At 62.6% G+C, this 23,135-nt stretch carries 18 protein-coding genes; 8 read left to right on the top strand and 10 right to left on the bottom strand.

Annotation, left to right across the window (positions count from 1 at the left end):
* The 3 genes from ADBZ9K_RS09370 to ADBZ9K_RS09380 all read right to left on the bottom strand — a co-directional run bounded on the left by ADBZ9K_RS09370 (position 1) and on the right by ADBZ9K_RS09380 (position 2,517).
* A complete protein-coding gene (locus ADBZ9K_RS09370; RefSeq protein WP_526619795.1) occupies positions 1–228 on the bottom strand; it encodes an MbtH family protein in 228 nt (75 codons plus the stop codon).
* 286 nt (positions 229–514) lie between these two features.
* Positions 515–1,783 carry a glycosyltransferase gene (locus ADBZ9K_RS09375; RefSeq protein WP_526619796.1) on the bottom strand — a complete coding sequence of 423 codons (1,269 nt, stop codon included), beginning with the start codon at positions 1,781–1,783 and terminating at the stop codon, positions 515–517.
* A gap of 5 nt (positions 1,784–1,788) precedes the next feature.
* Complete coding sequence (locus tag ADBZ9K_RS09380; protein WP_526620854.1) at positions 1,789–2,517, bottom strand: class I SAM-dependent methyltransferase; 729 nt, start codon at positions 2,515–2,517, stop codon at positions 1,789–1,791.
* A gap of 74 nt (positions 2,518–2,591) precedes the next feature.
* On the opposite strand from ADBZ9K_RS09380, the gene ADBZ9K_RS09385 reads away from it, so the two are divergent.
* From ADBZ9K_RS09385 to ADBZ9K_RS09405, 5 genes are all read left to right on the top strand, one after another.
* The gene (locus tag ADBZ9K_RS09385) at positions 2,592–3,092 is read left to right on the top strand and encodes a DUF2505 family protein (RefSeq protein WP_526619797.1); all 501 of its coding nucleotides are present in this window, start codon (positions 2,592–2,594) and stop codon (positions 3,090–3,092) included.
* 121 nt (positions 3,093–3,213) lie between these two features.
* On the top strand, positions 3,214–5,421 hold the full coding sequence (locus ADBZ9K_RS09390) for an acyltransferase family protein (RefSeq protein WP_526619798.1): 2,208 nt from the start codon (positions 3,214–3,216) through the stop codon (positions 5,419–5,421).
* 8 nt (positions 5,422–5,429) lie between these two features.
* Positions 5,430–7,562: an acyltransferase family protein gene (locus ADBZ9K_RS09395; RefSeq protein ID WP_526619799.1), complete on the top strand. Its 2,133-nt coding sequence runs from the start codon at positions 5,430–5,432 to the stop codon at positions 7,560–7,562.
* 8 nt (positions 7,563–7,570) lie between these two features.
* The gene (locus ADBZ9K_RS09400; RefSeq protein WP_526619800.1) at positions 7,571–9,685 is read left to right on the top strand and encodes an acyltransferase family protein; all 2,115 of its coding nucleotides are present in this window, start codon (positions 7,571–7,573) and stop codon (positions 9,683–9,685) included.
* A gap of 30 nt (positions 9,686–9,715) precedes the next feature.
* On the top strand, positions 9,716–10,774 hold the full coding sequence (locus ADBZ9K_RS09405; RefSeq protein WP_526619801.1) for an NAD-dependent epimerase/dehydratase family protein: 1,059 nt from the start codon (positions 9,716–9,718) through the stop codon (positions 10,772–10,774).
* Here ADBZ9K_RS09405 and ADBZ9K_RS09410 read toward each other — a convergent pair.
* From ADBZ9K_RS09410 to ADBZ9K_RS09425, 4 genes are all read right to left on the bottom strand, one after another.
* Positions 10,767–12,047, bottom strand: a complete 1,281-nt coding sequence (locus ADBZ9K_RS09410) for a glycosyltransferase (RefSeq protein ID WP_526619802.1) — start codon at positions 12,045–12,047, stop codon at positions 10,767–10,769. The genes ADBZ9K_RS09405 and ADBZ9K_RS09410 overlap by 8 nt on opposite strands.
* A 16-nt stretch (positions 12,048–12,063) precedes the next feature.
* Positions 12,064–13,059: an NAD-dependent epimerase/dehydratase family protein gene (locus ADBZ9K_RS09415; protein WP_526619803.1), complete on the bottom strand. Its 996-nt coding sequence runs from the start codon at positions 13,057–13,059 to the stop codon at positions 12,064–12,066.
* Between the two features lie 29 nt (positions 13,060–13,088).
* Entirely contained in the window at positions 13,089–14,414 is a 1,326-nt protein-coding gene (locus ADBZ9K_RS09420) for a nucleotide sugar dehydrogenase (RefSeq protein ID WP_526619804.1), read from the bottom strand.
* Positions 14,415–14,587: 173 nt separating this feature from the next.
* On the bottom strand, positions 14,588–15,862 hold the full coding sequence (locus ADBZ9K_RS09425; RefSeq protein WP_526620856.1) for a glycosyltransferase: 1,275 nt from the start codon (positions 15,860–15,862) through the stop codon (positions 14,588–14,590).
* Positions 15,863–16,008: 146 nt separating this feature from the next.
* On the opposite strand from ADBZ9K_RS09425, the gene ADBZ9K_RS09430 reads away from it, so the two are divergent.
* Both ADBZ9K_RS09430 and ADBZ9K_RS09435 read left to right on the top strand, forming a co-directional pair.
* Positions 16,009–17,631, top strand: a complete 1,623-nt coding sequence (locus ADBZ9K_RS09430) for a GMC oxidoreductase (protein WP_526619805.1) — start codon at positions 16,009–16,011, stop codon at positions 17,629–17,631.
* A 10-nt stretch (positions 17,632–17,641) separates the two neighbouring features.
* On the top strand, positions 17,642–18,433 hold the full coding sequence (locus ADBZ9K_RS09435) for an alpha/beta fold hydrolase (protein WP_526619806.1): 792 nt from the start codon (positions 17,642–17,644) through the stop codon (positions 18,431–18,433).
* Positions 18,434–18,479: 46 nt separating this feature from the next.
* On the opposite strand, the gene ADBZ9K_RS09440 is transcribed toward ADBZ9K_RS09435, so the two are convergent.
* A complete protein-coding gene (locus ADBZ9K_RS09440; protein ID WP_526619807.1) occupies positions 18,480–19,268 on the bottom strand; it encodes a class I SAM-dependent methyltransferase in 789 nt (262 codons plus the stop codon).
* 164 nt (positions 19,269–19,432) lie between these two features.
* Between ADBZ9K_RS09440 and ADBZ9K_RS09445 the strand changes: the two genes are divergently transcribed.
* On the top strand, positions 19,433–20,563 hold the full coding sequence (locus ADBZ9K_RS09445; RefSeq protein WP_526619808.1) for a glycosyltransferase: 1,131 nt from the start codon (positions 19,433–19,435) through the stop codon (positions 20,561–20,563).
* Between the two features lie 236 nt (positions 20,564–20,799).
* Here the strand turns inward: ADBZ9K_RS09445 and ADBZ9K_RS09450 are convergent, their stop codons facing one another.
* Together ADBZ9K_RS09450 and ADBZ9K_RS09455 are read right to left on the bottom strand one after the other, a co-directional pair.
* Positions 20,800–21,507, bottom strand: a complete 708-nt coding sequence (locus tag ADBZ9K_RS09450; protein ID WP_526619809.1) for an O-methyltransferase — start codon at positions 21,505–21,507, stop codon at positions 20,800–20,802.
* 304 nt (positions 21,508–21,811) lie between these two features.
* Positions 21,812–23,128, bottom strand: coding sequence for a glycosyltransferase (locus ADBZ9K_RS09455; protein WP_526620857.1), 1,317 nt, complete (start codon positions 23,126–23,128; stop codon positions 21,812–21,814).
* Between the last annotated feature and the right edge of the window lie 7 nt (positions 23,129–23,135).

Genomic DNA, 23,135 nt, shown 5'->3' on the forward strand with positions numbered 1-23,135 from the left:
TTACGCAGAGCGTCCGCCCACGGCCAGTCTCTCGCGCAGACTCTTTGGCCGGATGTCCGGCCAATTTTGCTCGATGTAATCCAAGCACGCGGCCCGGGCCGCCTCACCGTAGACGACCTGCCAGCCGGCGGGCACCTCGGCGAAAGTCGGCCAGAGACTATGTTGCTGTTCGTCGTTGACCAGGACCAAAAAGCTGCCCTCTTCGTCATCAAAAGGGTTGATGGTCACAGCGTCTCCAGTCAGTACAGTCGACATTTCGTCGATCAGTGGAACGAGTTCCAGACTTTACTCCGCGATGTGACAGCCATCATGCAGTTGAATGTGACCGCTGTCACATCAGCCAACAAGGCTGCGTCCGCGTGCGCCGTTTGCGGCAGCTCAAGCACTCCATCTGCGTCACTTCCGGGGATCAGAGGGCGTGAGACTCGCTCCGGAATAGCCGACGGAAATCCACGACGATCGTTAGTTCGTCTGTCTCCGGGTACAGCGAAACTCGGCAGGACATGACTGCCGGTCAACCGAGGATTCTGGATTGGGCGAACTCTTCCAGAAGATCAGCAGTGACCACAGCGCTTTTTGCTGGTTCGGTGATTTGATTCGCCAGGTCATGGGCCCGGCGCAGGTAATCCGGGGCCAGGATTTTTCGCAAATCGGCAACCAAGGTTTCCTCTGTGGCCGTCGAAAAGCGCCGCGCGGTACCCACTTTCAGGCGCTTGACCGCGGCCCCGTAGATCGCGTGAACGAGATCCCAATACAAGATGAGTTGGGGTATCCCAGCGCGCATCACGATGGGCGTAGTACTCGAGCCGCCGTGGTGGACCACCGCGCGGCATGCGGGAAACACGGTCGCATAGTTCAGCGTGCCGACCACCTTGACGTGGTCAGGGCACGGCGCATCACTGAAGTCAGTGCCGGCAGCCCCGATCAGCGCCCGCTCCCCCAACCGTGCGGTCGCCGCAGCGATCATGGCGATCGTGTCGGCCGGAGATTCGACCGGAATACTGCCGAATCCGAAGAAGATCGGCGGACTTGCCGCCGCGATCCAGGCCTGCACCTCCTCGTCGTCGGCGGTCGCAAGCTCCAGCGTCAGCGTCCCCACGAATGGCCGCTGTTCGGACACCTGTGCCCACTCGGCCGCCAGGCCCGGAAAACACGCTTCGTCGTAAGCCTGGATCTCCAGCGACCCGCGTCGGGTGATTCGTCGCGCTGCAGAACCGGTCGACTTCGGCAGACCCAGCTCGCGCCGTTGACCGTCCTCGACTTTTTTTGTCCCTAGCCACGACACCCACCAGAACACCTCGACGGCGGCGCGCGCCAACCGTGATGGCAGAAAAGACAGAACCTGAGCGTTAGGCCGCAGCGGAAAGTAGTGCAGAGTGGCTAGCGGGATGCCGTAATGCTCGGCGACATTAGCGGCGGCGTCCTCGAAATTGATACCAGTGAAGATTAGGTCGGCGCCCTCGGCCAACGACATGAGTGTGGTGCTCATGTCCTGCCAGCCCCTGAGCAAGGGTCCGGCGATCGCGACCCGCGATCTGACGAGTTCCCGCAGCTGCCACGGATTGCGGAAGAAGCAGGTCCAGAAGTCGCGATGGGCATCGAGGATTGACCGCGAGTTCGGCCCGAAGGCCACCGCCGTGGGGCCGGCTTCCGCGGTGAACGCCACCAGATCGGGCGGCACCGCCATCAGAACGTTGTGCCCGCGGCGCACCAGTTCCCGGCCGACAGCGAGGGTGGGCTCGATGTCGCCGCGGCTGCCCCAAGTTGCCAGAACAAACTTCATTGCGGCTACGTCGAGGCGCTGGCCGCGAGGAATTCGTCGAGATACCGGGGCGGCCTGAGGTTGAGCAGGCGTTTGCGGTCGGCCTTGAGGTCTGCATAGGTGAGAGCCTCGATCTGCGCCGACGAATACGACAAGGTTGATTCCGGGGTGCCTTTGCGCACGAAACCGACGCCCTGATCACACTTGAGTACACCGATCACCAGGTCATCCCGGGAACTGCGCAGATGGACGATCGCCTTCCAAACATCGCCGTTCCATATCCCGATCGCGAGCGGACGCCCTTTCTGCTGCGCCATGAATTCCTCCCACGACTCAGCACGGCGTCCGGCCAGTTCAAACGCAGGGTTGCAGTCGTGCAGGAAGATCACGCCGTCGTCCTTCAAGTGTCGGACGGTGTACTCGACATCGCGAACCACCTGTTCATAGGTATGCAACCCGTCGATGAGGGCGACGTCTATTTGATGCTTGTCGAGGAAATCCTTCTGGCCTTCGAAAAACGAGTCGCTGGTCATCTCGAAGTAGTGGGTTTCGCGGGCTTTCGCGTTGGCCAGCTGGCGTGAGCGCGCGGGAATCTTGAACGCAGGATCGACGGCGACCTTGACGTCGGCGCTGATCCGCTGGAATGCCTGTCCTCGGGAGACACCAATCTCCAGGTAGACGGGCTTGACCCGTGCGGCGAGCGCCTGCTGAACCGCCCTGATCCGGTTAACCCCCGGCAGAGCGTCTGCCAGCATCACCAACCCGTTGTTGATATTCACGCGACGATCCTTACCATCCGCGGGCGCCACTGGGGTAAGAATGATCAGCTATGTCGCGTTCATTCGACATTTCGACTGAATCAGTTGCCAGCGTTGGGCAGCTTCATGCGGCGTTCAGCCGCGAGGATTACTGGCTAGCACGCCTCGCCGGAGACGGCAGCGCGACCCTTGATTCGCTGGTCGTCGGCGACGACGGCACCGTGGCCGTACACGCCACTCAAAACTTGGGACGCCAAATGCTGCCAGAGGTCGTCGCCAAGATCCTTCCCGGGGACCTGAAACTCTCCTACCGCGAGACGTGGCGGGCCATGAGCGATGGCCGCGTCCAAGGCAAGATCATCGCTTCTGCTGCCGGCGGATTGGGATCGAGTCGTGCGGACACCTGGCTAACCCCGGCGGGCACCGGCTCCCACCTGCGCTCGGCGGTGAAGGTGGAGGTCAAAATCCCGCTCGTCGGCGGTCAGCTCGAGAAGGCGATCGGCGCAAGTTTGGCTGAGAACATCCCGGGAGTACTGCGGTTCACAACCACTTGGATTGCTGAGCAGGTATGAACGGATCATCGCTCCAGGTGGCCGGCCCGCCAATCGCTACTGCATGATCCCAAACTGGCTCTTTTGATTGCTAGTAGATGTAATAATGCCTCGGTTCGAGGCAGGTTCCCGACTGGAGTAGGTGACTGTGCATCAAACCGAAAGCGTGAGTCCTGCCGGAGCGCAGGACCAGCACTCGGGAGCCACCAGATTCCGGCCCGATATCCAGGGTTTGCGCGCCATCGCGGTCCTGGCGGTTGTCCTGTTCCACGCCGAATTGCCCGGACTCGGTGGCGGATTCGTCGGAGTTGACGTCTTTTTTGTGATCTCCGGTTTCCTCATCACGGGAACCCTCTGGCGCGAAGCCCACTCCACCGGCTCAGTGAAACTTCGCCGTTTCTACGGGGCCCGAGCCCGTCGACTCCTACCGGCGTCAGCACTCGTCGGCATCGTCACCATGGTCGCCGCGGTATTACTTTTGCCTGCCGGCGCTTCGCTGGCCGCAATTCTCGACGGTGCTGCCAGCGCTCTATACGTCAGCAATTACTGGTTCATTCTTCAGGACGTCAGCTACTTCAATATCGCCGGCCACATGCCGCCGTCGCCGTTCCTGCACTACTGGTCATTAGGTGTCGAGGAACAGTTCTACCTCGTGTGGCCGGCACTGATCCTGGTCACGGCGTTGCTGATCCGGCTCGTCCGCCGCCGGACCCGAACCGAGGCCACCTCGTCGCGGCGCCCGTATCTCGTCGTCCTCGCTCTCGTCGCGACCATGTCGTTCGCGCTGTCGTTGCTCATCACCTACGTGATGCCCGCCATTGCTTTCTTCTCGCTGCCGACCCGAGCGTGGCAATTGGCGCTCGGTGGGTTGATCGCTCTCACTGCCGGGCAGTGGCGCCGCATCTCCGCGCGCGTTGCAGCCATGGTGGGCGTGGTTGGGCTTGGAATGATCCTGCTGGCGTGCACCTGGCTCACGGCGACGACAATCTACCCTGGCTTCGCCGCTCTCCTCCCCACCGTCGGCACCGCCCTCGTCATCGGATCGGGCTGCGCTGCAACAACTTCAGGCTTCAGCCTGCTACTCGGATGGACACCGCTGCAAGCGATCGGCCGGATCTCCTACTCCTGGTACCTCTGGCACTGGCCCGTCCTCATCCTCGCCCCAGACTTGTTCGGCCACCCGCTCGGACTACCCGGCCGACTCGCCGGAGCTCTGTTATCGGCCGGACTGGCCTGGCTGACCTTGCGCTATGTGGAAGATCCACTGCGCTTTTCACCAAGAATCCGCAACTCGCCCTGGCGCAGCCTCGGCCTGGGCGCCTTGTCCACCGCGACCGCAGTCCTTACCGCTGTTGCACTGACATTCACCATGCCGTCAATGGTCGGGACGGGCAGCCCTGCCGCCCCGCTGGTCATCACCGCCGCACCGGTGCCCCCAGGTTCTCCCCAGTCCGCCTATGACGCCGTCGTGGAACAGGTCGTCGCTCAGATGCAAACCGCCATCGCGCAATCACTGGCGCTCAACGCGGTACCCTCCAACCTGACCCCCACTCTTCTGGCCGCACCGAATGAGAAGAACGCGATGGGGTTTGACGGTTGCGTCCGTGATTTCTTCGAAGCGGGGCAGCCCGAATGCGCCTTCGGCGACCTCTCCTCGGCAACCAGGGTCGCCTTGATCGGCGACTCACACGCCGCGATGCTGATCCCGGGTTTCCAGCAGCTCGCCGACGAACGGCATTGGCGCTTAGAAACGTTGGCTAAGTCCGGTTGTCCGTCTGTCGACGTGCCCATCACCAATAATTTCCAGCAGCTGGCGGAACGCCTGCAGCATTGCGAGCAATGGCGCGTTCAAGTACTCGATCGACTCAACGTCGAGCGCCCCCAGTTGATCGTGGTCAGTTTGTGGCGACAGTACGGATCCGGCAGCGCGCGCAACTGGCAACCGGGGTTCAGCGCGTACGACCCTGCGTGGCTGGATGCACTGACACACCTCGTTCGACAGCTGCGCGACACCGGAGCCAAAGTGTTGGTGCTCGGGCCTGTGCCGGATCCACAATCCGTGGTGCCGAGTTGTCTGTCCGCGCACCTAACCGACGCGCGCGCCTGTGCACCGCTTCGTTCGGCAGCGGTGAACCAATCCGGCATAACAGCTGAAGACGCCGCCACCACCGCCGGCGGTGGCCAGTATGCCGACCTGACCGACCTGTTCTGCAGCACCGAACGGTGTCCGGTCATCGTCGGCAACTCGCTGGTATTTCTAGACTGGAGCCACATCACTTTGGAGTACTCGCGGGTGCTGGCACCGGCGATGGGCGCACTAGCCGACCGCGCGCTCGCGACGCACGCATGACCGCAACCATGACCGCGACCCGACAACGCGTCGGGTTCCGCCCCGACATCGAAGGCCTACGCGCCGTCGCCGTGCTGGCCGTCGTCTTGTTCCACGCCGACATCCCCGGCATCACCGGCGGCTACATCGGAGTCGACGTCTTCTTCGTCATCTCCGGCTTCCTGATCACCGGCCTACTCTGGCGCGAAGCCAACACCACCGGCACCATCAAACTGCACAACTTCTACGGAGCCCGCGCCCGCCGACTCCTACCCGCATCAGCCACCGTCGGCATCATCACCATGATCGCCTCGGTACTGGTACTGCCGCCACTGCGCGTGCCCACCGTGATCTACGACGGCATCGCCAGCGCTCTGTACGTCGGCAACTACTGGTTCATCATCGACCACGTCAACTACTTCGCCGACTTATTGACGCCGTCGCCGTTCCTGCACTACTGGTCGCTGGGTGTCGAAGAACAGTTCTACCTGGTCTGGGCACCCCTGTTCCTGATCACGGCCTGGCTGATCCGGTTGGTCCGCCGATTCCGCAAGGCCGGGAGTGCCGAAGATCGGGCGGTCAATACCCCGTCTCAACGCGCCTACGTGGTCGTCCTCGCTCTGATCGCCGTCACATCGTTTGCTTTGTCGCTGATCATCACCCACGTGGTACCTCCCATGGCCTTTTTCTCACTGACCACCCGGGCGTGGCAGTTGGCCATCGGCGGCCTGCTAGCGCTGACCGCTGTGCAGTGGCGACGCCTCTCCCGGCAAGCTGCCGCGATCGTTGGCTGGGCCGGACTGGGAATGATCCTGCTCGGTTGCGTGTGGTTCACCGCAAGCACCCCCTTTCCCGGCACGGCGGCGCTGCTTCCCACCGTGGGCTCAGCGTTGGTGATCGGCGCTGGCTGCGCCACGCCGGACCGAGGTTGCGGCCAATTCCTGAGCTGGTCGCCGATGGGTTTTGTCGGGCGGATCTCCTACTCGTTATATCTGTGGCACTGGCCGGTGCTGGTCCTCGGGCCGGCGTTACTGGGTCATTCACTCGGTCTGCCCGCCCGGCTCGTCGCGATCTTGCTCGCCGGCGGACTAGCCTGGCTGACCCTGCGCTTTCTCGAGAATCCTCTGCGCTTCACGCCCAAGATCCACAACTCCGGCTGGCGCAGCCTCGCCCTCGGCGGGGTAGCCACCGCGTTGGCGGTCTGCACCGGTCTGGGGTTGCTCAGAGTGATCCCCAGCCCGGTCGCACATGGCGCCCGGGCCGATCCGATAACTGTTACTGCCGGGACGGTCGAACAGACCTTCGCCCAAGTGCAGGCCGCACTCGCGGCTTCGCTCGATCTTCACGCCGTCCCGTCGAATCTGTCTCCGCCCCTGAACATGATCGCTGCCGAGCAGGGGGACTTCACGTTCAACGGCTGCCTGCGCACGCCATACGAAGTCGGCCAGCCGACTTGCTTGATGGGTGATGCCACCTCGACGACGAGAGTTGCCTTGCTTGGCGATTCACACGCCGCAATGTGGACCCCGGCGTTCCTGGAACTCGCGGCCCAACGACACTGGCGGCTACAAATGCTGGCCAAGGAAGCCTGCCCGATCATCGACATCCACGTGGACAGCGTTTTTCGTCGGTTGATCGAACGGCTTCAGCATTGTGAAGAGTGGCGTGCCGAGGTCATGGCCCGGATGCGGGCCGATCACCCGCAGCTCGTCATCGTGAGCGTCTGGCGGGGATACGGGGTCGATGAATCGATGAGCGGTTTCACCGGGTACGACCGGGTTTGGCTCGAGAGCATAAGCCGGGTCGTACGGCAACTGCGTGATACCGGGGCAGCGGTCCTCGTCCTCGGCCCGATCCCCGCTGCGCACTTCAACGTGCCGATCTGCCTATCCGGCAATCTCGATGACGCGCCGGCCTGCACGCTGCGGCAGTCCACCTCGGTGAACCAATCCGGCATCGCGGCCGAAGACGCCGCCACCACCGCCGGCGGTGGCCAGTATGCCGACCTGACCGACCTGTTCTGCACCACCGAACGGTGTCCGGTCATCGTCGGCAACACGCTGGTCTACCTGGATGTGAGCCACCTGACGCTCCAATACGCTCGGGTGCTGGCACCGGCGATGGGCGCACTAGTCGACCGCGCGCTCGCGACGCACGCATGACCGCAACCATGACCGCGACCCGACAACGCGTCGGGTTCCGCCCCGACATCGAAGGCCTACGCGCCGTCGCCGTGCTGGCCGTCGTTTTGTTCCACGCCGACATCCCCGGCATCACCGGCGGCTACATCGGAGTCGACGTCTTCTTCGTCATCTCCGGCTTCCTGATCACCGGCCTACTCTGGCGCGAAGCCAACACCACCGGCACCATCAAACTGCACAACTTCTACGGAGCCCGCGCCCGCCGACTCCTACCCGCATCAGCCACCGTCGGCATCATCACCATGATCGCCTCGGTACTGGTGCTACCGCCCCTTCAGGTCCCGGCCGTGCTCCAGGACGGTATTGCCAGCGCACTCTATGTCGGCAATGTCTTGTTCACCGTGCGCAACATCGACTATTTCGGCGACCACCTGACAGTTTCACCATTTCAGCATTATTGGTCGCTGGGTGTCGAAGAACAGTTCTACCTGGTCTGGGCACCCCTGTTCCTGATCACGGCCTGGCTAACCCGACTCATTGGGCGGCGCAAGAATGCGAACGCCGCTTTCAGCGACGAGACCACAGGTCGCCGAACTCAGCGCCAGTACTTGGTCATCCTCGCCCTCATCGCGGCGATGTCCTTCGCGCTCTCCCTGCTGGGCTCCTATCTGGTGCCCGCCGCGGCATTCTTCTCATTGCCGACCCGAGCCTGGCAGTTGGCGCTTGGCGGCGTGCTCGCCCTGACTGCCAGGCACTGGAGCCGCCTGCCACGACGCGCGGCATCAATGATCGGATGGCTCGGCCTGGGAATGATCCTGCTCTCCTGCGTCTGGCTCACCGCAGGCACTGTCTATCCCGGCTTCGCCGCGCTTTTGCCGACGATCGGCGCCGTCCTGGTCGTCGGTGCCGGTTGTGCTACGCCGAGCCAAGGCGGCGGGCGACTCCTCGGCTGGGCGCCACTGCAGGCCATCGGCCGGATCTCCTACTCCTGGTACCTCTGGCACTGGCCCGTACTCATCCTCGCCCCAGCGCTTTTCGGTCACGCACTGGGTCTACCAGCCCGGCTCGCCGCCGCCGTGCTCTCCGCCATCCTGGCGTGGTTGACCATGCGCTATCTCGAGGACCCGCTGCGCTTTGCGCCCAAGATACGCAGGTCCGGCTGGGGCAGCCTCGGCCTCGGCGTGCTCTCCACCGCGATCGCTGTCTCCGTCGGCCTGGCGCTCACAAATGCCGTCCCCAGTTCCGCGGGTCACGGAGCTCCAGCGAAGCCCCTGATCGTCACCGCTGGATCGGTCGAACAGACCTTCGCCCAAGTGCAGGCCGGCATCGAACGATCCGTCGACCTCGAAGCCGTCCCCGCCAACCTCGACCCGCCGCTTGCCCTGGCAGGACCCGACCCCAGCTGCATCCTGATGGACAAGGATCTCCAGCAGCCGGAGTGTGCCAGCGGGGATGTTAAGTCGACGACGACAGTCGCACTGATCGGCGACTCACACGCGGCAATGTGGGATCCAGGATTCCAGCAGATTGCCGGACAGCGCCGCTGGCGGCTCGAAATGCTAGCCAAGGAGGGCTGCCCGCTGGTGGACGTGCCCATTGCGCAACACCTTGGCAGCATCGTCGAGCGGTTCCGGCATTGCGAGCAGTGGCGCTCCCAGGTCCTAGAGCGGATGCGTTCGGAGCGGCCGCGGCTCGTCATCGTGAGTGTGTCACGGGCGTACAACACGGCCAGTTGGCAGCCCGGATTCACCACATACGACTCGGCATGGCTGGGCAGCCTCGGACATCTCGTACGGCAGCTGCGAGACACCGGAGCTCAGGTGCTAGTGCTCGGACCGATCCCTAACCCCCGCTCGGTGGTTCCGATTTGCCTTTCCGCGCACCTCGATGATGCGACCGCCTGCTCACCTTCCCGCGAGGTCGCCGTCAACGACGCCGGTATCGCCGCAGAGGCCGCCGCGACCACCGCCGCAGGCGGGGAGTACGCCGACCTGACTGCACTCTTCTGTACCGCACGACGCTGCCCGGTGATCATCGGCAACACGCTCGTCTACTTCGACTCGAATCATCTTGCGCCACAATACTCCCGAGTGTTGGCGCCAGTACTGGTTGCCCTTGCCAACCGCGCACTCGCGCACAGCTAACGACGGAGGCATCGACCCTTGTCAAGATCAGTGCTCGTCAGCGGCGGAGCAGGATTTATTGGCACTACACTCGCCCGTCGTCTGGTTGGGGCGGGTTACGAGGTAGCGGTGATGGACATCCTGCACCCTCAAGTGCACGGCGACTACACCCTCACCAATCTGCCACCCTCGGTGAGACTGTTCACCGGCGACGTCACGCATGCCCCTGACTGGGACGCCGTGCTCCGGTTGTTCCGGCCCACCCAGATCGTCCACCTGGCCGCTGAAACCGGTACTGCACAATCTCTTTCAGAGGCGACACGCCACGGCTCGGTCAATGTCGTCGGAACGACCCAGCTTCTCGATGCACTGAGCCGCATTTCGCATGTGCCAGATCAGCTCATCCTGGCGTCTTCGCGCGCCGTCTACGGCGAAGGGGCATGGCAATCCGGTGGCCAGACCTTCTACCCGAAGCCTCGCAGTCACTCTCAGCTCGTCGCTGGCATCTGGGATCCGAAGTGCCCCAGAGGTGGCAATGCAGTTCCCCTTGCCAGCCGCGCCGACCGAACGCCGCCGCGGCCCACCAATATCTACGCCGCAACCAAACTCGCCCAGGAACACATCATAGGCGCCTGGGCCGCTGCCCACGACACCAACCTCAGCGTGCTGCGACTGCAGAATGTCTACGGCCCCGGCCAGTCGCTGACAAACTCATATACCGGAATCGTTGCGCTATTCGCACGGCTGGCCCTCGCGAAGAAACCTCTCGAGATCTATGAGGATGGTCGAATCCTAAGGGATTTCGTGTACATCGACGATGTTGTTGCAGCACTAACAGCAGCAGTGGAGAGGCCTGCGAAACACGCACGTTGCGTCGATATCGGGTCAGGCGTCGCCACTACCATCCATGAGCTCGGACGCCAGCTCGCTACCGTCTGCGGCGCCCCCGAACCGGTTGTCGTGGGCAAATTCCGCGACGGTGATGTGCGCGCCGCAAGGTGCGATATCGGTCCCGCGACAACAGAACTCGGGTGGAGTCCCCAGTGGACGCTCGAAGGCGGAATGCGTGAGCTACTGAGCTGGATCGAGGCGAGGAACCCCGTCAGCTGACCCGCTGCAGCCGGGCGAACTCTTCAACCAAATCGGCTGTTACCCTAACGCTTTCGAGGGTGCTGGTCATCCGAGCCGCGAGCGCCTGCGCCCGCACCCGGTATTCCGGGTCCAAGATACGGCGCAGATCGGCAAGCAACGAATTTTCGGTGACAGTCGCAAATCGCCGCTGAGTACCGACCTTCAGCCGCTTGACCTGAACTCCCCAGATTCTCTGGTCGGCACCCGACCAGAGAACCAGCGTCGGAACACCCGCGCGCATGCTTGCTGCCGTGGTGCCCGCGCCACCATGGTGCACGACCGCCCGGCAAGCAGGAAACAGCGCAGCGTAGTTCATACTGCCAACGACCTTGACATTTTCTGGAATGGGGACGCTACTAAAGTCGGTCGCGGCAGCGCAAATCAACGCCCGCTCTCCCAATGTTGCGCAGGCCCTGCTGATCATCCCGATCGTCTCGGCTGGCGACTCAACCGGAATACTGCCGAATCCGAAACAAATGGGCGGAGTTCCCTTGGCGATCCACGAAGCTACCTCGGCGTCGGCATCGGTGACCAACTCCATGGACAGAGTGCCGACAAAGGGCCGTCGCGGCGGCTGACGCTCGTTCCAGCTCTTCCATTCGGCAGCTAGCCCAGGGAAGAACACTTGGTCGTAGGCCTGGATCTCGAGCGAACCGCGGTCGGCTATTCGGCGCGCCCAGGACGTTCTTGCCTTCGTGAGACCCAATTCACGGCGCTCCGCGTCTTCGCTCTTCTTGGGCCCACGCCATGCCAGCCACCAGAAGAGGTCCATGGCCATCCGGCCGATCGGTGCGGGCAGGAATGACAGCAAAAGACCGTTCGAGCGCATCGGAAAGTAATGCAGCGCAGCGAACGGGATGCCACAGGACTCCGCGACATTGGCGGCGGCGTCTTCGTAGTTCATGCCGCTGACCAATAGATCAGCCTCTTGCGCAACGCGCTTCAGAGTGGCCGTCACTTGCCTGCGAGATTCGATAAGGGGTTCCTGAACCGTGCTCCACATCTTGCCCAGAGTGTCTATCCGCCAGAAGTTCCGGAAAAAGAAGGTCCAGAAATCCCGGTACGCTGCATGCACCACGCGAAAATCTGAGCCGTACGACACCGCGGTGAGCCCAACCGACTCGATGAACCCCACCAAGTCAGGCGGAACAACAAGACACACATCGTGTCCACGATTCTGCAACTCCCGGCCGACAGCAGCGCAGGGCTCGATTTCGCCGCGACTCCCCCAGTTCGCCAAGACGAATTTCATCGCCGTTCTCGCCCGCCTAGTTCCCCGCGTGTTCTTCCAGATACCAGGGATTGGCCCGCGCCCATTCGATGGTGCGGCGCAGTCCCTCTTCGAGATCGACCTCGAGCCGCCAACCCAGCACCCGTTGCGCCTTTGTCGAATCGGGAACACGGCGCGGAATGTCTTCGTAACGCGCGCCGTAGTGCTCAGCGGTGTCGAAGGAGGCAGTGCTCGACACCGAGTCAACTTTGGCGATCTTGATGGCCAGGTCGACAGCATCGCGCATCGTCGTTTCAGTCATGCTGCCGATGTTGAAGAGTTCACCGATCCCCGAATCGCTCTCTGCCGCAAGCAGAGTGCCGGCAACAGCATCATCTACATATGTGAAACAGCGGGTCTGGTCCCCCGAATCATAAAGCAGCGGCTCGTGGCCGTTGAGTATCCGGTGAATACTCTTGGAGATCACAAAGATCGGATTCTGCCGCGGGCCATACACATTGAAGAACCGGACGACGGTCACCGGGAGGCCATAGGTTTCGTACATAGCGAACACCATGTGCTCGGCCATTGCTTTGCTGGTGCTGTAGCTCCAGCGCGCGGTGCGGGTCGAGCCGAGCACTCGGTCGTCGTCCTCGCGCCATGGCGTGTCAGGGTTCTTCCCATACACTTCCGAGGTGCTGGTGAACACTACGTGCGCACCGTGTCGATGGGCCAATTCGAGGACGTTGCGGGTACCGATGACGCTAACGTCGACAACACGCAGCGGGTCCTCGACGTACTTGTTGACTCCGACGACCGACGCTAGGTGAAACACCTTATCGACGCCGGATCTGATCGCCATCCCGAGTGCAACCTGGTCAGTGACATCGCCCTGTACGAAACGGAAATTGGGGTAGCGCTCGAAATCGATACTGCTATCTCGGATGTTCTTCGCGAAATCAAATACCGTAACACAATCGCCTTGGTCCAGCAGCTTGGTAACTAGGTGCGACCCGACAAAGCCATACCCACCCGTTACAACAATATTAGCCATGATCGCTCTCTGGTATCGATGAACCAGGCTTATCGCCCGATACCTTTGTAGACGAACCCCGCCGCACGCACCGCTGCGGGGTCAAAACTGTTTCGGCCATCGAGGAATAGGCACCCCGGCGTGGTCAGCTCTGCCAGCTTGGCGAGCGGTATTTGGTGGAACTCGCGGTGCCCGGCAAGAACCACCAAGGCATCGGCATCCTTGACCGTAGACTCGATATCGGGCGCCAGCGGGATCTTCGTCACGGTGTGGGCTTCGTCGTCAGGCACCCACGGATCGTGTAGCGAAAGCTGACAACCCGACTTCTCAAGCATCTCGATGACGTACTTGGTAGGTGTCAGGCGGCAATCGCCGGTGTTGTTCTTGAATGCGATCCCCAGCACCGCGATCTTGCTCGATTCGATCGCTTTGCCTTGAGCAGCAAGCAGACTTGTGAGCAACCCATAGGTGTAGGAAGGCATGCTGTCGTTCACGGTGCGCGAAGTCTTCGGGATCGACAGCTCCAGTCCGAGGGTCTGCCCCAAATGGTTGACAAACCAAGGATCCTTGGTAAGGCAGTAACCCCCGACTCCCATGCTCGGCATCAGAATGTTCACGTTCTGGGGGCCCTTGGGCATCGAGTTGGCCGCGCTGATGACTTGGATCACGTCCATCCCGAGCCGGTCACACACCTTGGCCATCTCGTTGGCCATCGCGATGTTCAGGTCGATCCACAAGTTGTCGGCGAGTTTGACCATCTCTGCGGTCCGCGGATCGTCGACGACGATCGATTCCACTCCAAGAGCGTGCCGCCACAACGTGGCGCACGCGCGTGCGCTCCGTTCGTCAACCGCACCAACCACGACCGGGATCGACGTCAGCTCGTGAATGGCTTGACCTTCCGCGAGTCGCTCGGGGCAGAATGCCAACCCAAAGTCGACCCCAGCCCGCAGCCCCGAGACTTCTTCCAGGATCGGCTTGACGACAGTTTCCGTGGTGTCGGGTGGAACCGTGCTCTTGAGGATGATCAGGTGGCCGGCTCGCAGGTGTTCCCCTACCGCCCGGGCTGCCGCAGTGATGTCGTCGACGATGGGCTCATAGTCCGGGCCGAGGGGTGTCCCGACCGTGACAACGATGAAATCGTTGTCGGCGACCGCGCCAAAATCAGTGGTCGCGCGAAGCCGACCGACGCCGACATTGTTGGCCACCAATTCGCCAAGACCTGGCTCAGGCACGTGGCTCCGGCCCTGGTTGATCTCATCAACGACATCTTGCCGGACGTCGATGCCGGTAACCGGCCAGCCGCGATCGGCCAGTACGGCACCGATCACCGTCCCGATATAACCGAAGCCGACCACCGCGATCCCCGACCGCATACCGCGCACCAAGAGGTCAATCTCGGCGTCTGTGCGACCGAACGCGCCTCTAGCCATTCCGGTTCCTCAACTTTCACGTCCTGCGCGCGTCATGCGGAATTCGCCAGGACCGCGGCTCCGCGGCTGGTCCGGTGGGCAGCCTAATCCAAATGCCACTGCGATTGATCTGAATCTCAGACAACGAGGCGGACGAAATCTTCAACCCGGTCAGCGGCGGCCGCGACAGCTTCAGCCGGCGTCGTCATCCGCGGGACGATCTCGCGCGCCCGCGCTTTGTAGTTCGGCGCCAGAATCCGACGCAGGTCCTTGATCAGCGTTTTCTCGCTGGTGGCGGCAAAGCGCCGGCCGGCGCCCACCTTGAGCCGCTTGAGTTGGGCCGCAAAGAATGGCTGATCAGGCAATGTCCAGAGAACCAACTGCGGAACTCCCGCTCGCAGGCAGGCAGCGAGGGTGCCCGCGCCGCCATGATGGACGACAGCTCGGCAGACCGGGAAAACCGTCGCGTAGTTCACCTGACCGACGATCTTGACATTCTCGGGGTGTCGGATATCGCTGAAGTCGGTGCCCCCGGCACCGATGACTGCCCGCTCGCCCAACTCCGCGCACGCTGATGAGATCATCGCAACGGTGGCGGCCGGGGATCCGATCGGCACGGTGCCGAACCCAAAGAAGATCGGTGGCGTCCCTTGCGCAATCCAAGACACCAGATCACTGTCGGCTTCCGTCGGCGACGCCAGGGCCAACGCCCCGACAAAGGGCCGTCGGGGCGGCTCCTGGTCGTTCCAACTCGCCCACTCCGAAACTAGTCCTGGAAAACACACTTGGTCGTAGGCCTGGATCTCCAGCGAGCCTCGATCGGCGATCCGGCGCGGCGCGGGACACGTAGCACCCGGCAATCCGAGCTCGCGGCGCTGGGCATCCTCACCTTTGCGGGTCCCCCGCCATGCCAACCAGTCGTTCATCAACATCCCCGCGCGGCTCAGTGGGGCCGGCACGAGCGGCAGAAGCTGGCCGTGTGCCCGCGACGGAAAATACTGCAGCGTGACCAACGGGATGTTGTGGAACTCGGCCACATTGGCGGCAGGCTGTTCGAAGATCAAGCCAGTCAGTAGCACATCCGCACCGGCTGCCTCCGATGCCAATGTGGTTGTCATGTCGGCCCAACAGCGGGCGGCGAATTCTTCGGTTCGCTGAGCCATCCTCCGCAGCTCCCTCACTTTCCAGGGAGTCCGGGAGTAGACGGTGAAGTATTCGCGCTGCAAGTCCAGGATCGGCTTCGAATCCAGTCCGTAGGCAAATGCCGCCAGGCCGGCGGCTTCTGCGAACCCGACCAGGTTGGGCGGAACAGCGATGCGGACATCATGCCCACGGTGTTGCAGCTCCCGCCCGACAACGACGGCGGGCTCGATATCGCCGCGACCGCCATAACTCGACAGCACCATTTTCATCGCGGGTTTTCTGACCTTTCGGCGCGGCATCTCCGCAGCACCGGTCATTATCCCCACTGGGTCGCTCCTCGTCCGGGGTTCGCCTGCCGAGGTCGGCTATCTTTAGTCAACTCTGGGTGAGGAGCTCGACTTTGACGGACGGCCTAGTGGACGCCCACCAGGCGGAACGCACCGCCTGGGACGTGATCGTAGTCGGGGCCGGTATGGGCGGCGGGATGCTCGGTCGCCGGCTCGCGGAATCGGGCCGCCGGGTGCTCTTCGTTGAAAAGGGCCGCTCAACGCTGCCGGGAGCACGCGGAATCATACGCGGGGCAGTCCCTGAACAAGCCGAACCCCAGGCCTACCGTTCTGAACAAGGCTTCTACGACGCCCTGTCCCGCGCCGGACGTACCACCGATGAAATCGAAGATATCAGCGGCAAATCTGCCAAGCGATTCGTGCCGTTCATCGGTGCGGGGACCGGCGGATCATCGGCGCTCTACGGCATGGTGTGCGAGCGATTCTTCCCACAGGATTTCACCCCACGTCAGAACTTCACCGATCCGGGCGAATCCAGCCTGCCCGACGCGTGGCCAGTCACCTACGAGCAGCTGCGTCCCTGGTACGGCGAGGCCGAGAAGCTGCTCGGTGTGCGCGGCCAGCCCGACCCGTTGCGTCCCGACGCAGGCATCGAACTGCCGGCGGCACCACCATTCTCCGTGGCGAATCAACCGCTGGTGAATTATCTGTCCGGTCGCGGACTTCATCCCTACCACCTGCCGATGGCTTGCGACTACACCGACGATTGCGATACTTGCCAGACATTCCTGTGTGCCAAGTCCTGCAAGAACGACGGCGGCCGCAACGGCGTGCTATCCGCCATCACCGAACACGGCGCTGGTCTACTCGAGCAATGCCGGGTCCTGTATTTGGACGCCGACCGCGCCAACGTCCAACGGGTCATTTGTGAGCAGTACGGCACGAGGCTGGCCCTCACCGCCAAGGTCGTCGTGCTGGCCGCCGGAGCACTGGCGACACCTGTCGTATTGCTCAATTCGCGCTCCGGTGACTGGCCGGGCGGCTTGGCCAACGGCTCAGATATGGTGGGCCGCAATTTGATGCGCCACCTGCTTGAGCCCATGGCGATCTGGCCGAACGCCGCTACCACGATCCCAACGGCCAATAAAGAAATTGGTCTCAACGACTTCTACTTCTGGGAGGGCCAGAAGTACGGCACCCTGCAGTCATTCGGCGCGTTGCCGCCCGTCGAATGGGTGACCAACCGCCCCGGCGGTCAAGGAAAGGCGCTGCGCCTCATGGGTCCCGCCATCCGTCAGGCATACAGACGTTTCCTGGACGGTGGACTGATCCTAGCCGCGATAATGGAGGACCTGCCTTATCTGGACAACCGGATCCTGCCTGCGGAGCGGTCTGGTACCGACGGGCGCCAACGGATGCGAATGTATTATCGGTTGCGGGCTAACGAGCTTGAGCGTCGCGCCACGTTGCTGCGACAGTTGAAAGATGTGTTCCAGCCCTTCCGCAAGCTCTCTCTCGGCAGTGGTCGGGACAATACGAACCTGGGCCACGTTTGCGGAACCTGCCGCTTCGGCGGCGACCCCAAAACTAGTGTGCTAGATCAGAACAACCGCGCTCACGAGGTAAACAATCTCTACGTGGCGGACAGCTCGTTCTTCCCGTCCAGCGCAGGATTGAACCCGAGCTTGACGGTCGCGGCGTTCGGGTTACGCATCGCCGAACACATAAACCAGGCCCACTTTGCCCAATAGGATCGGCGCGATGGAGCTGTTCGTACGGGAATCCGGCCCGGTCGATGCGACCGCCGTCATCTTCCTGCACGGCGGGCGGATGAGCGGATGGTCCTGGAATCTGGTCGTCGCGCGTATGCCGCACTACCACTGCCTGGTACCCGATTTGCCCCAGTACGGCAAGAGCTTTCGGCGAGGGCCATTCGGCATCGACCGAGCCGCAGATTCAGTGGCCGGCCTAATCCGCACGCGGACCGCGACAGGTCGGGCACATGTGGTGGGCTTTTCCCTCGGCGCCCAGGTCGGACTGACGCTCCTGGCTCGCTACCCCGAAGTCGTAGCTCGGGCCGTGCTCGTCGGAACGATGATCAACACACTTCCCGGGCCACCCGTGGCGCGGGTGCTGCTGGGACTGCCGTCCCGCACCGCGTGGTTCCGAGACGCAACGCGTCGCCAGATGGATGCACGCCGGTTGGGAGTGCTGTCGGCATGGGCCGATGACTACCGCCGGGATGTGCGCCGCCTGACGAGTTCGCACATGCGCCATATTGTCATGGAGTCCGCCGGGTTCACCCCACCTGTAGGGATCGCCGAATCCCCGGTCCCGACACTGTTTCTCACCGGCGCAAGGGAGAAGTGGTTCGTGCATCGCTGGGCCGGCTCGCTTGCAGCGTCGATGCCAAACGGAGCCGCCGGGGTCGCCGACGACATGGGCCACGATTGGCCCCTCCGCCATCCTGAACTGTTCGCCCCCACCGTCGAGGGCTGGATCACCGGAGCCCAGCTGCCGCCGGCGATCAAACTGGCAGACCGCGAGGCCTAGCCGCCAGATCGCAGTTCGGCGGATGTCCGAGCCGAGAACCGATTCGTCAGCCGAACTCGAGGAGCGGAAGTGCTCCCACCGTCGGCCACAACAGTTGGTCGATCGGTGGGCCACTGCCCCGTGGCGGCGTCAGGTCGTCCACGGCACGAACCCCCAGCATGGTTTTCGGCAGATCGGCGATCTGCCGCGCGGAAAGACTGAACGGGGTGCGCGGCCAGTTTCCACGCAAAGCCGTCCAGATTCGCCGGCGGGCCAGGGCAGCCTGGAACCTGCTCGGCAAATCGAAGATCATCTGCCCGCCGGGGAAACGGCGCGCACACTCACGGATTAGGTCAAGGGCACGGTCCGGCTGCAGGTAAGGCAGCAAGCCCTCGGCACTGATGAACACTCCGTTGCGGGCGTCCAGTCGATCCATCCAGCTGAAATCCAGCACCGACTGTGCCGTTGCCACCACCCGCGGTGACGACGGCAACAACCGTTGCCGAAGTTCGATGATCGGCGGTAGATCCACAGTCAACCACTGAAATTCATTACCCAGTCCGGCTGCGTCGAGCCGCCAGAAGCTGGTCTGCAGTCCTTCGCCGAGAGCCGCTACCGTGGCCCGCGGATGGACGGACAAATAGCGCGTTGCCCCCTTGTCGAAGGCCAACGCCCGCAGCGCGATGTCCTGTCGCGCGGTCAAATTGAATTTGCTGAAGTCGTAGTCGAGCGAATCAATCAGCTGAACCGCCATCGGATCGTCGATGATGCCGTCACTGCGCCGCGCTTCGTTGGCTCGACACCACAGCGTCACCATCGCCGTGTCGGAAAGCGTGATGCTGTCGGCCTTTGCCATCGGACGGACGCTCCTCGGTATTCGTGGACGATGAACTGTCTCGCGTTTGACGCCCCTTCGCATACACTTTCGCCGTGTTAGCCGCCGACTCTGTGCGCCGTCTGAGAACCAGGCTTCGATTGATCGGGAACGCGCCCGCTCAGGGCTCCGCTCCGCGTGTGCTCGTGATCTCGAATGTAGCCAGTTTTGGCGGCGGTGGCGTGATCGGATTCCGGGACGCGATCCTGGCGATCCGGCAGAAGCGGCCAGATCTGGAAGTACTCGCCGTCTGCCCTCGGCGCGGCGATGTGGTTGACGACTGCGCCAAGCGCGGTATTCGGACCAAAGTCGCCTGGACACCGTGGTGGGCTTTTGGAAAGTGGTCACGCAGCCGGGGCTTCGACGTGCACGCACTCATCGGTGCGCTGCCCTATACCGTGATTCTCATTCCGGGGATCATCGAGGCGGTACGTCTGCTGATCCGGGAGCGGCCGATGCTGGTGCTCACCAACACCATGACGATTCCTTCGCATGCGATCGCCGCCAAGCTGCTCGGCATTCCGCACCACTGGATGGTCTGCGAGTTCGGTCGGGATGACCATCAGATGTGGTTTCTGCTGGGCTACCACCGAACGGTTCGCCTGATCAATCGGCTGTCGGAGACGGTGATCTGCAATTCGAAGGCCGTGGAGAAAGCTCTGCGGACCATCGATCCCACCGTGAACACCGCAGTGATGTACCCGGTCGTCGAAAGTCCGCTCGCTGTAGCACCACAACGCAAGCCCGGCGAGCCCCTCAACGCGGTTCTCGTCGGATACTTCTCGCACGCCAAGGGACAGAACCTCGCGATCGAGGCCATTGCCATTGCCCGCAAGGCCGGTGTCGACATTCGACTCTCCCTCGTCGGTACTGGCAGTCACGGGCCGTTGCGGATGCTCGCCCGGCGCCTAGGCGTCGAGGATCTGGTGAGCATTCACGGACCGACCCTCGACGTCGGTCAATACTGGGAAGCCGCCCACGTCGGCCTGATGTGCAGTCAGTCGGAGGCGTTCGGGCGGGTCACCGTCGAGGCCATGCGAGCCGGGCTCCCTGTGTGCGGCACAGACTCCGGGGGCACCCCGGAGATCATCGTGCCTGGGGTCAACGGGTTGCTGAGCCCAGCCGGTGATGCACACGCGCTGGCCGCGAACCTGATGACACTCGAGGCGGACGAAACGTTGCGCAGGTCTCTGGCGCTACACGCGCCAGAGACCAGTCACCGCTTTGAGCGTGAGCGCCATGACGACGAGCTGACCTCGATTCTGGGCCTGAACTGAAACCGGCCAACATCAGGCGAGACGATACGTGCGGTATCAAGGTCGAGAATCGCAATCTGATCTTTCGACATCACGGTGACCAGCGCGCGTCGATGCTAATGGCGGTCTGCTCGCAGGCATGGAGTCGGCAGGGATTCCCATCGTTTGCTGCGGCAAGGTCGGAATCTGTCGCGAGCGCTTCACTGTCCCAGACTGCGTCACCTTGCAATTTCCTGGCGCCGGTTACCAAATCCGCGCTAGACCGTTTCAGCGGTGGCGATCGTAAACTGAGAGACTGCGAAATCGGCAGATACGCGATCCTCAAATGATGTTTTCTTTCGCAAGATCAGCTGGGTGTAAGCGCTAAGAATTTCGTATTCCTTTTTGTGGTATTTCAGAAATTGACTAATAGCCCATGCTGGATTGGCTCGCGCGCGGGGGTAGCCCGGCCACAAAAGATCGTCGAAGATCATTATCCCGCCTTTATTCAGCATGCGCCAGGCGGTGATCCCGTCTGTTAGCACGTCGTCAGCGAAATGGGAGCCATCGACGTAGATCACGTCATACTTTTGCTCTTCATCGAGCAGCTGCGGCAAAACGTGCATCGATGACCCCTTGCGCTTCGTTAGTCGAGCCCGATAGGGAACGAGATTCGCGTCGAAACGAGCTTCGAGGTCGCGTATGGCCCGCGTGGCGTCGTGCTGATGCTCGTCGCCGCCGCCCCACGTATCCACCGCGGTCAGACGACCTTCCGTGAAATAGGTCAGAAAGAACAGAGTGGAGCGGCCTTCCCAAGACCCAATCTCAAGAATATCCACGGGGTCCGCACGATCGAAGACTCTGGAAAAGATGGCACACCACAGCACCCGATTGATATCGTAGCCGTCGAAGAAGAGTTCTTTAAACTCGCCTTGCGCCGCGCGCGCCTCGAATTCCCCAGTGACCTCAGCGACATGACGTGCCACGGTGGACGGAACTCCACGCTTGACCAGAAGATAGCGAAAGCCGCTTGCAACATGGTGCAACAGTAAGGATGGACTCCCTTTCCCGATCCACAATAAAAATGCGGAGGGTCGAGTTGTCCACCAATCTCGGGCCACTATCTGACTCAAATGCGCATTCCAATCACGGGATTCTTCGGTGTGGTCTTTGACTAGGTTTTGCATGCTAACAGGGCAGCTGCGTGCGCGGAGCCGAATTCTAGGGAGCCGATGAACGCTATCCGCATCGTTGAAGACAGTGCGTGTGTACGACTCGACAACACGCGACTCAGTGTGGATTCCGGCGTTCGAGACGCTGCACGGGGGCTCTCCCCAGCAGCGCGAACTCCTCCACACGATCAGCGGCAGCCGCGCCGCTTTCGGCGGCGCTACTGGTCCCGCGGGCGAACTCGAGCGCCCGGGTGCTGTACTCCGGCGCAAGAATCCGCCGCAAGTCGGAGATCAGCGTCTTCTTGGTCGTGGTCGAAAGACGCCGGGTGGCACCGATCTTCAGCCGCTTGACAGCAAGGCCGGAGACCGGTTGGTCGGGGAAGTTCCACAGGATCAACGTCGGCTTCCCGGCGCGCAGACCAGCCGCCGTTGTGCCAGCGCCACCGTGATGTACGACCGCACGACAACGCGGAAACGTCGTCGCGTAATTAACTGTCTGCACCAGCTTGAGGTGGCCGGCGTCGGGAATGCTGCTGCAGTCCGTGGCGCCGCCACACACCAGCGCCCGCTCCCCCAACTGCGCGCACGCGGCCGCGATCATCGCGATCGTCTCGGCGCCGGATTCGACGGCGATGCTGCCGAAGCCGAAGAAGATCGGCGGCGTTCCCTCCGCTATCCATGCCGCGACCTCCGCATCAGCATCGGTCGGCAATTCCAGCGACAGCCAGCCGACGAAGGGGCGTCGCGGGGGCGACTGCGCATTCCAGGGTGCCCATTCGTCCGCTAAGCCGGCAAAAAGAGCCTCGTCGTAGCACTGGATCTCCAGCGATCCACGGTCCGAGATTCGTCGGGGCCACGCTCGGGTCGCCTTCGGCAAGCCAAGTCGACGACGCTGAGCGTCTTCGGCTTCCTTCATCGGACCGCTCCAGGCTAGACGCTCGTACCCGGTCATGACCGCACGTCCCATCCTCGAAGGCAACAATGGGAACACCTGGCCGTTTGCCCGCATCGGGAAGTAATGCAGTGTGGTCAAGGGAATGCCGTAATACTCGGCGACATTGGCCGGGAACTGTTCGAATCCCAGACCAGCGATCACCATGTCGGCCCCCTCGGCCAGCGACGCCAACGTTGCCGTGGCCTCGCCCGTGAAGCACTCGGCGAGGATCTGACCCATTTCCCGCCCCAACCTGTCCAACTCCTTGGCTATCCAGGGGGTGCGGAAGAAACACGTCCAGTAGCTGCGCTGAGTTTCCAGTAGCGCTCGCGAATCCTGGCCGTAGCCAGCAACATTAAGGCCGGCCGATTGCGCAAAGCTGATCAGGTTGGGCGGGACGGCCATCCGGACGTCGTGTCCCCGGCGCTGTAGCTCACGACCGACAACAACGGTGGGTTCGACATCGCCGCGACTGCCGTAGGCCGTCAGCACGTATCTCATTTCAGAC

The sequence above is a fragment of the Mycobacterium sp. genome, assembly GCF_965229265.1.
GTDB lineage: Bacteria > Actinomycetota > Actinomycetes > Mycobacteriales > Mycobacteriaceae > Mycobacterium.

Coding starts and splice junctions, on each gene's coding strand:
- ADBZ9K_RS09375 (WP_526619796.1), bottom strand. CDS start 1,783: ATGAAGTTTGTTCTGGCAACTTGGGGCAGCCGCGGCGACATCGAGCCC.
- ADBZ9K_RS09380 (WP_526620854.1), bottom strand. CDS start 2,517: ATGCTGGCAGACGCTCTGCCGGGGGTTAACCGGATCAGGGCGGTTCAG.
- ADBZ9K_RS09385 (WP_526619797.1), top strand. CDS start 2,592: ATGTCGCGTTCATTCGACATTTCGACTGAATCAGTTGCCAGCGTTGGG.
- ADBZ9K_RS09395 (WP_526619799.1), top strand. CDS start 5,430: ATGACCGCGACCCGACAACGCGTCGGGTTCCGCCCCGACATCGAAGGC.
- ADBZ9K_RS09400 (WP_526619800.1), top strand. CDS start 7,571: ATGACCGCGACCCGACAACGCGTCGGGTTCCGCCCCGACATCGAAGGC.
- ADBZ9K_RS09410 (WP_526619802.1), bottom strand. CDS start 12,047: ATGAAATTCGTCTTGGCGAACTGGGGGAGTCGCGGCGAAATCGAGCCC.
- ADBZ9K_RS09415 (WP_526619803.1), bottom strand. CDS start 13,059: ATGGCTAATATTGTTGTAACGGGTGGGTATGGCTTTGTCGGGTCGCAC.
- ADBZ9K_RS09420 (WP_526619804.1), bottom strand. CDS start 14,414: ATGCGGTCGGGGATCGCGGTGGTCGGCTTCGGTTATATCGGGACGGTG.
- ADBZ9K_RS09425 (WP_526620856.1), bottom strand. CDS start 15,862: ATGAAAATGGTGCTGTCGAGTTATGGCGGTCGCGGCGATATCGAGCCC.
- ADBZ9K_RS09435 (WP_526619806.1), top strand. CDS start 17,642: ATGGAGCTGTTCGTACGGGAATCCGGCCCGGTCGATGCGACCGCCGTC.
- ADBZ9K_RS09440 (WP_526619807.1), bottom strand. CDS start 19,268: ATGGCAAAGGCCGACAGCATCACGCTTTCCGACACGGCGATGGTGACG.
- ADBZ9K_RS09455 (WP_526620857.1), bottom strand. CDS start 23,128: ATGAGATACGTGCTGACGGCCTACGGCAGTCGCGGCGATGTCGAACCC.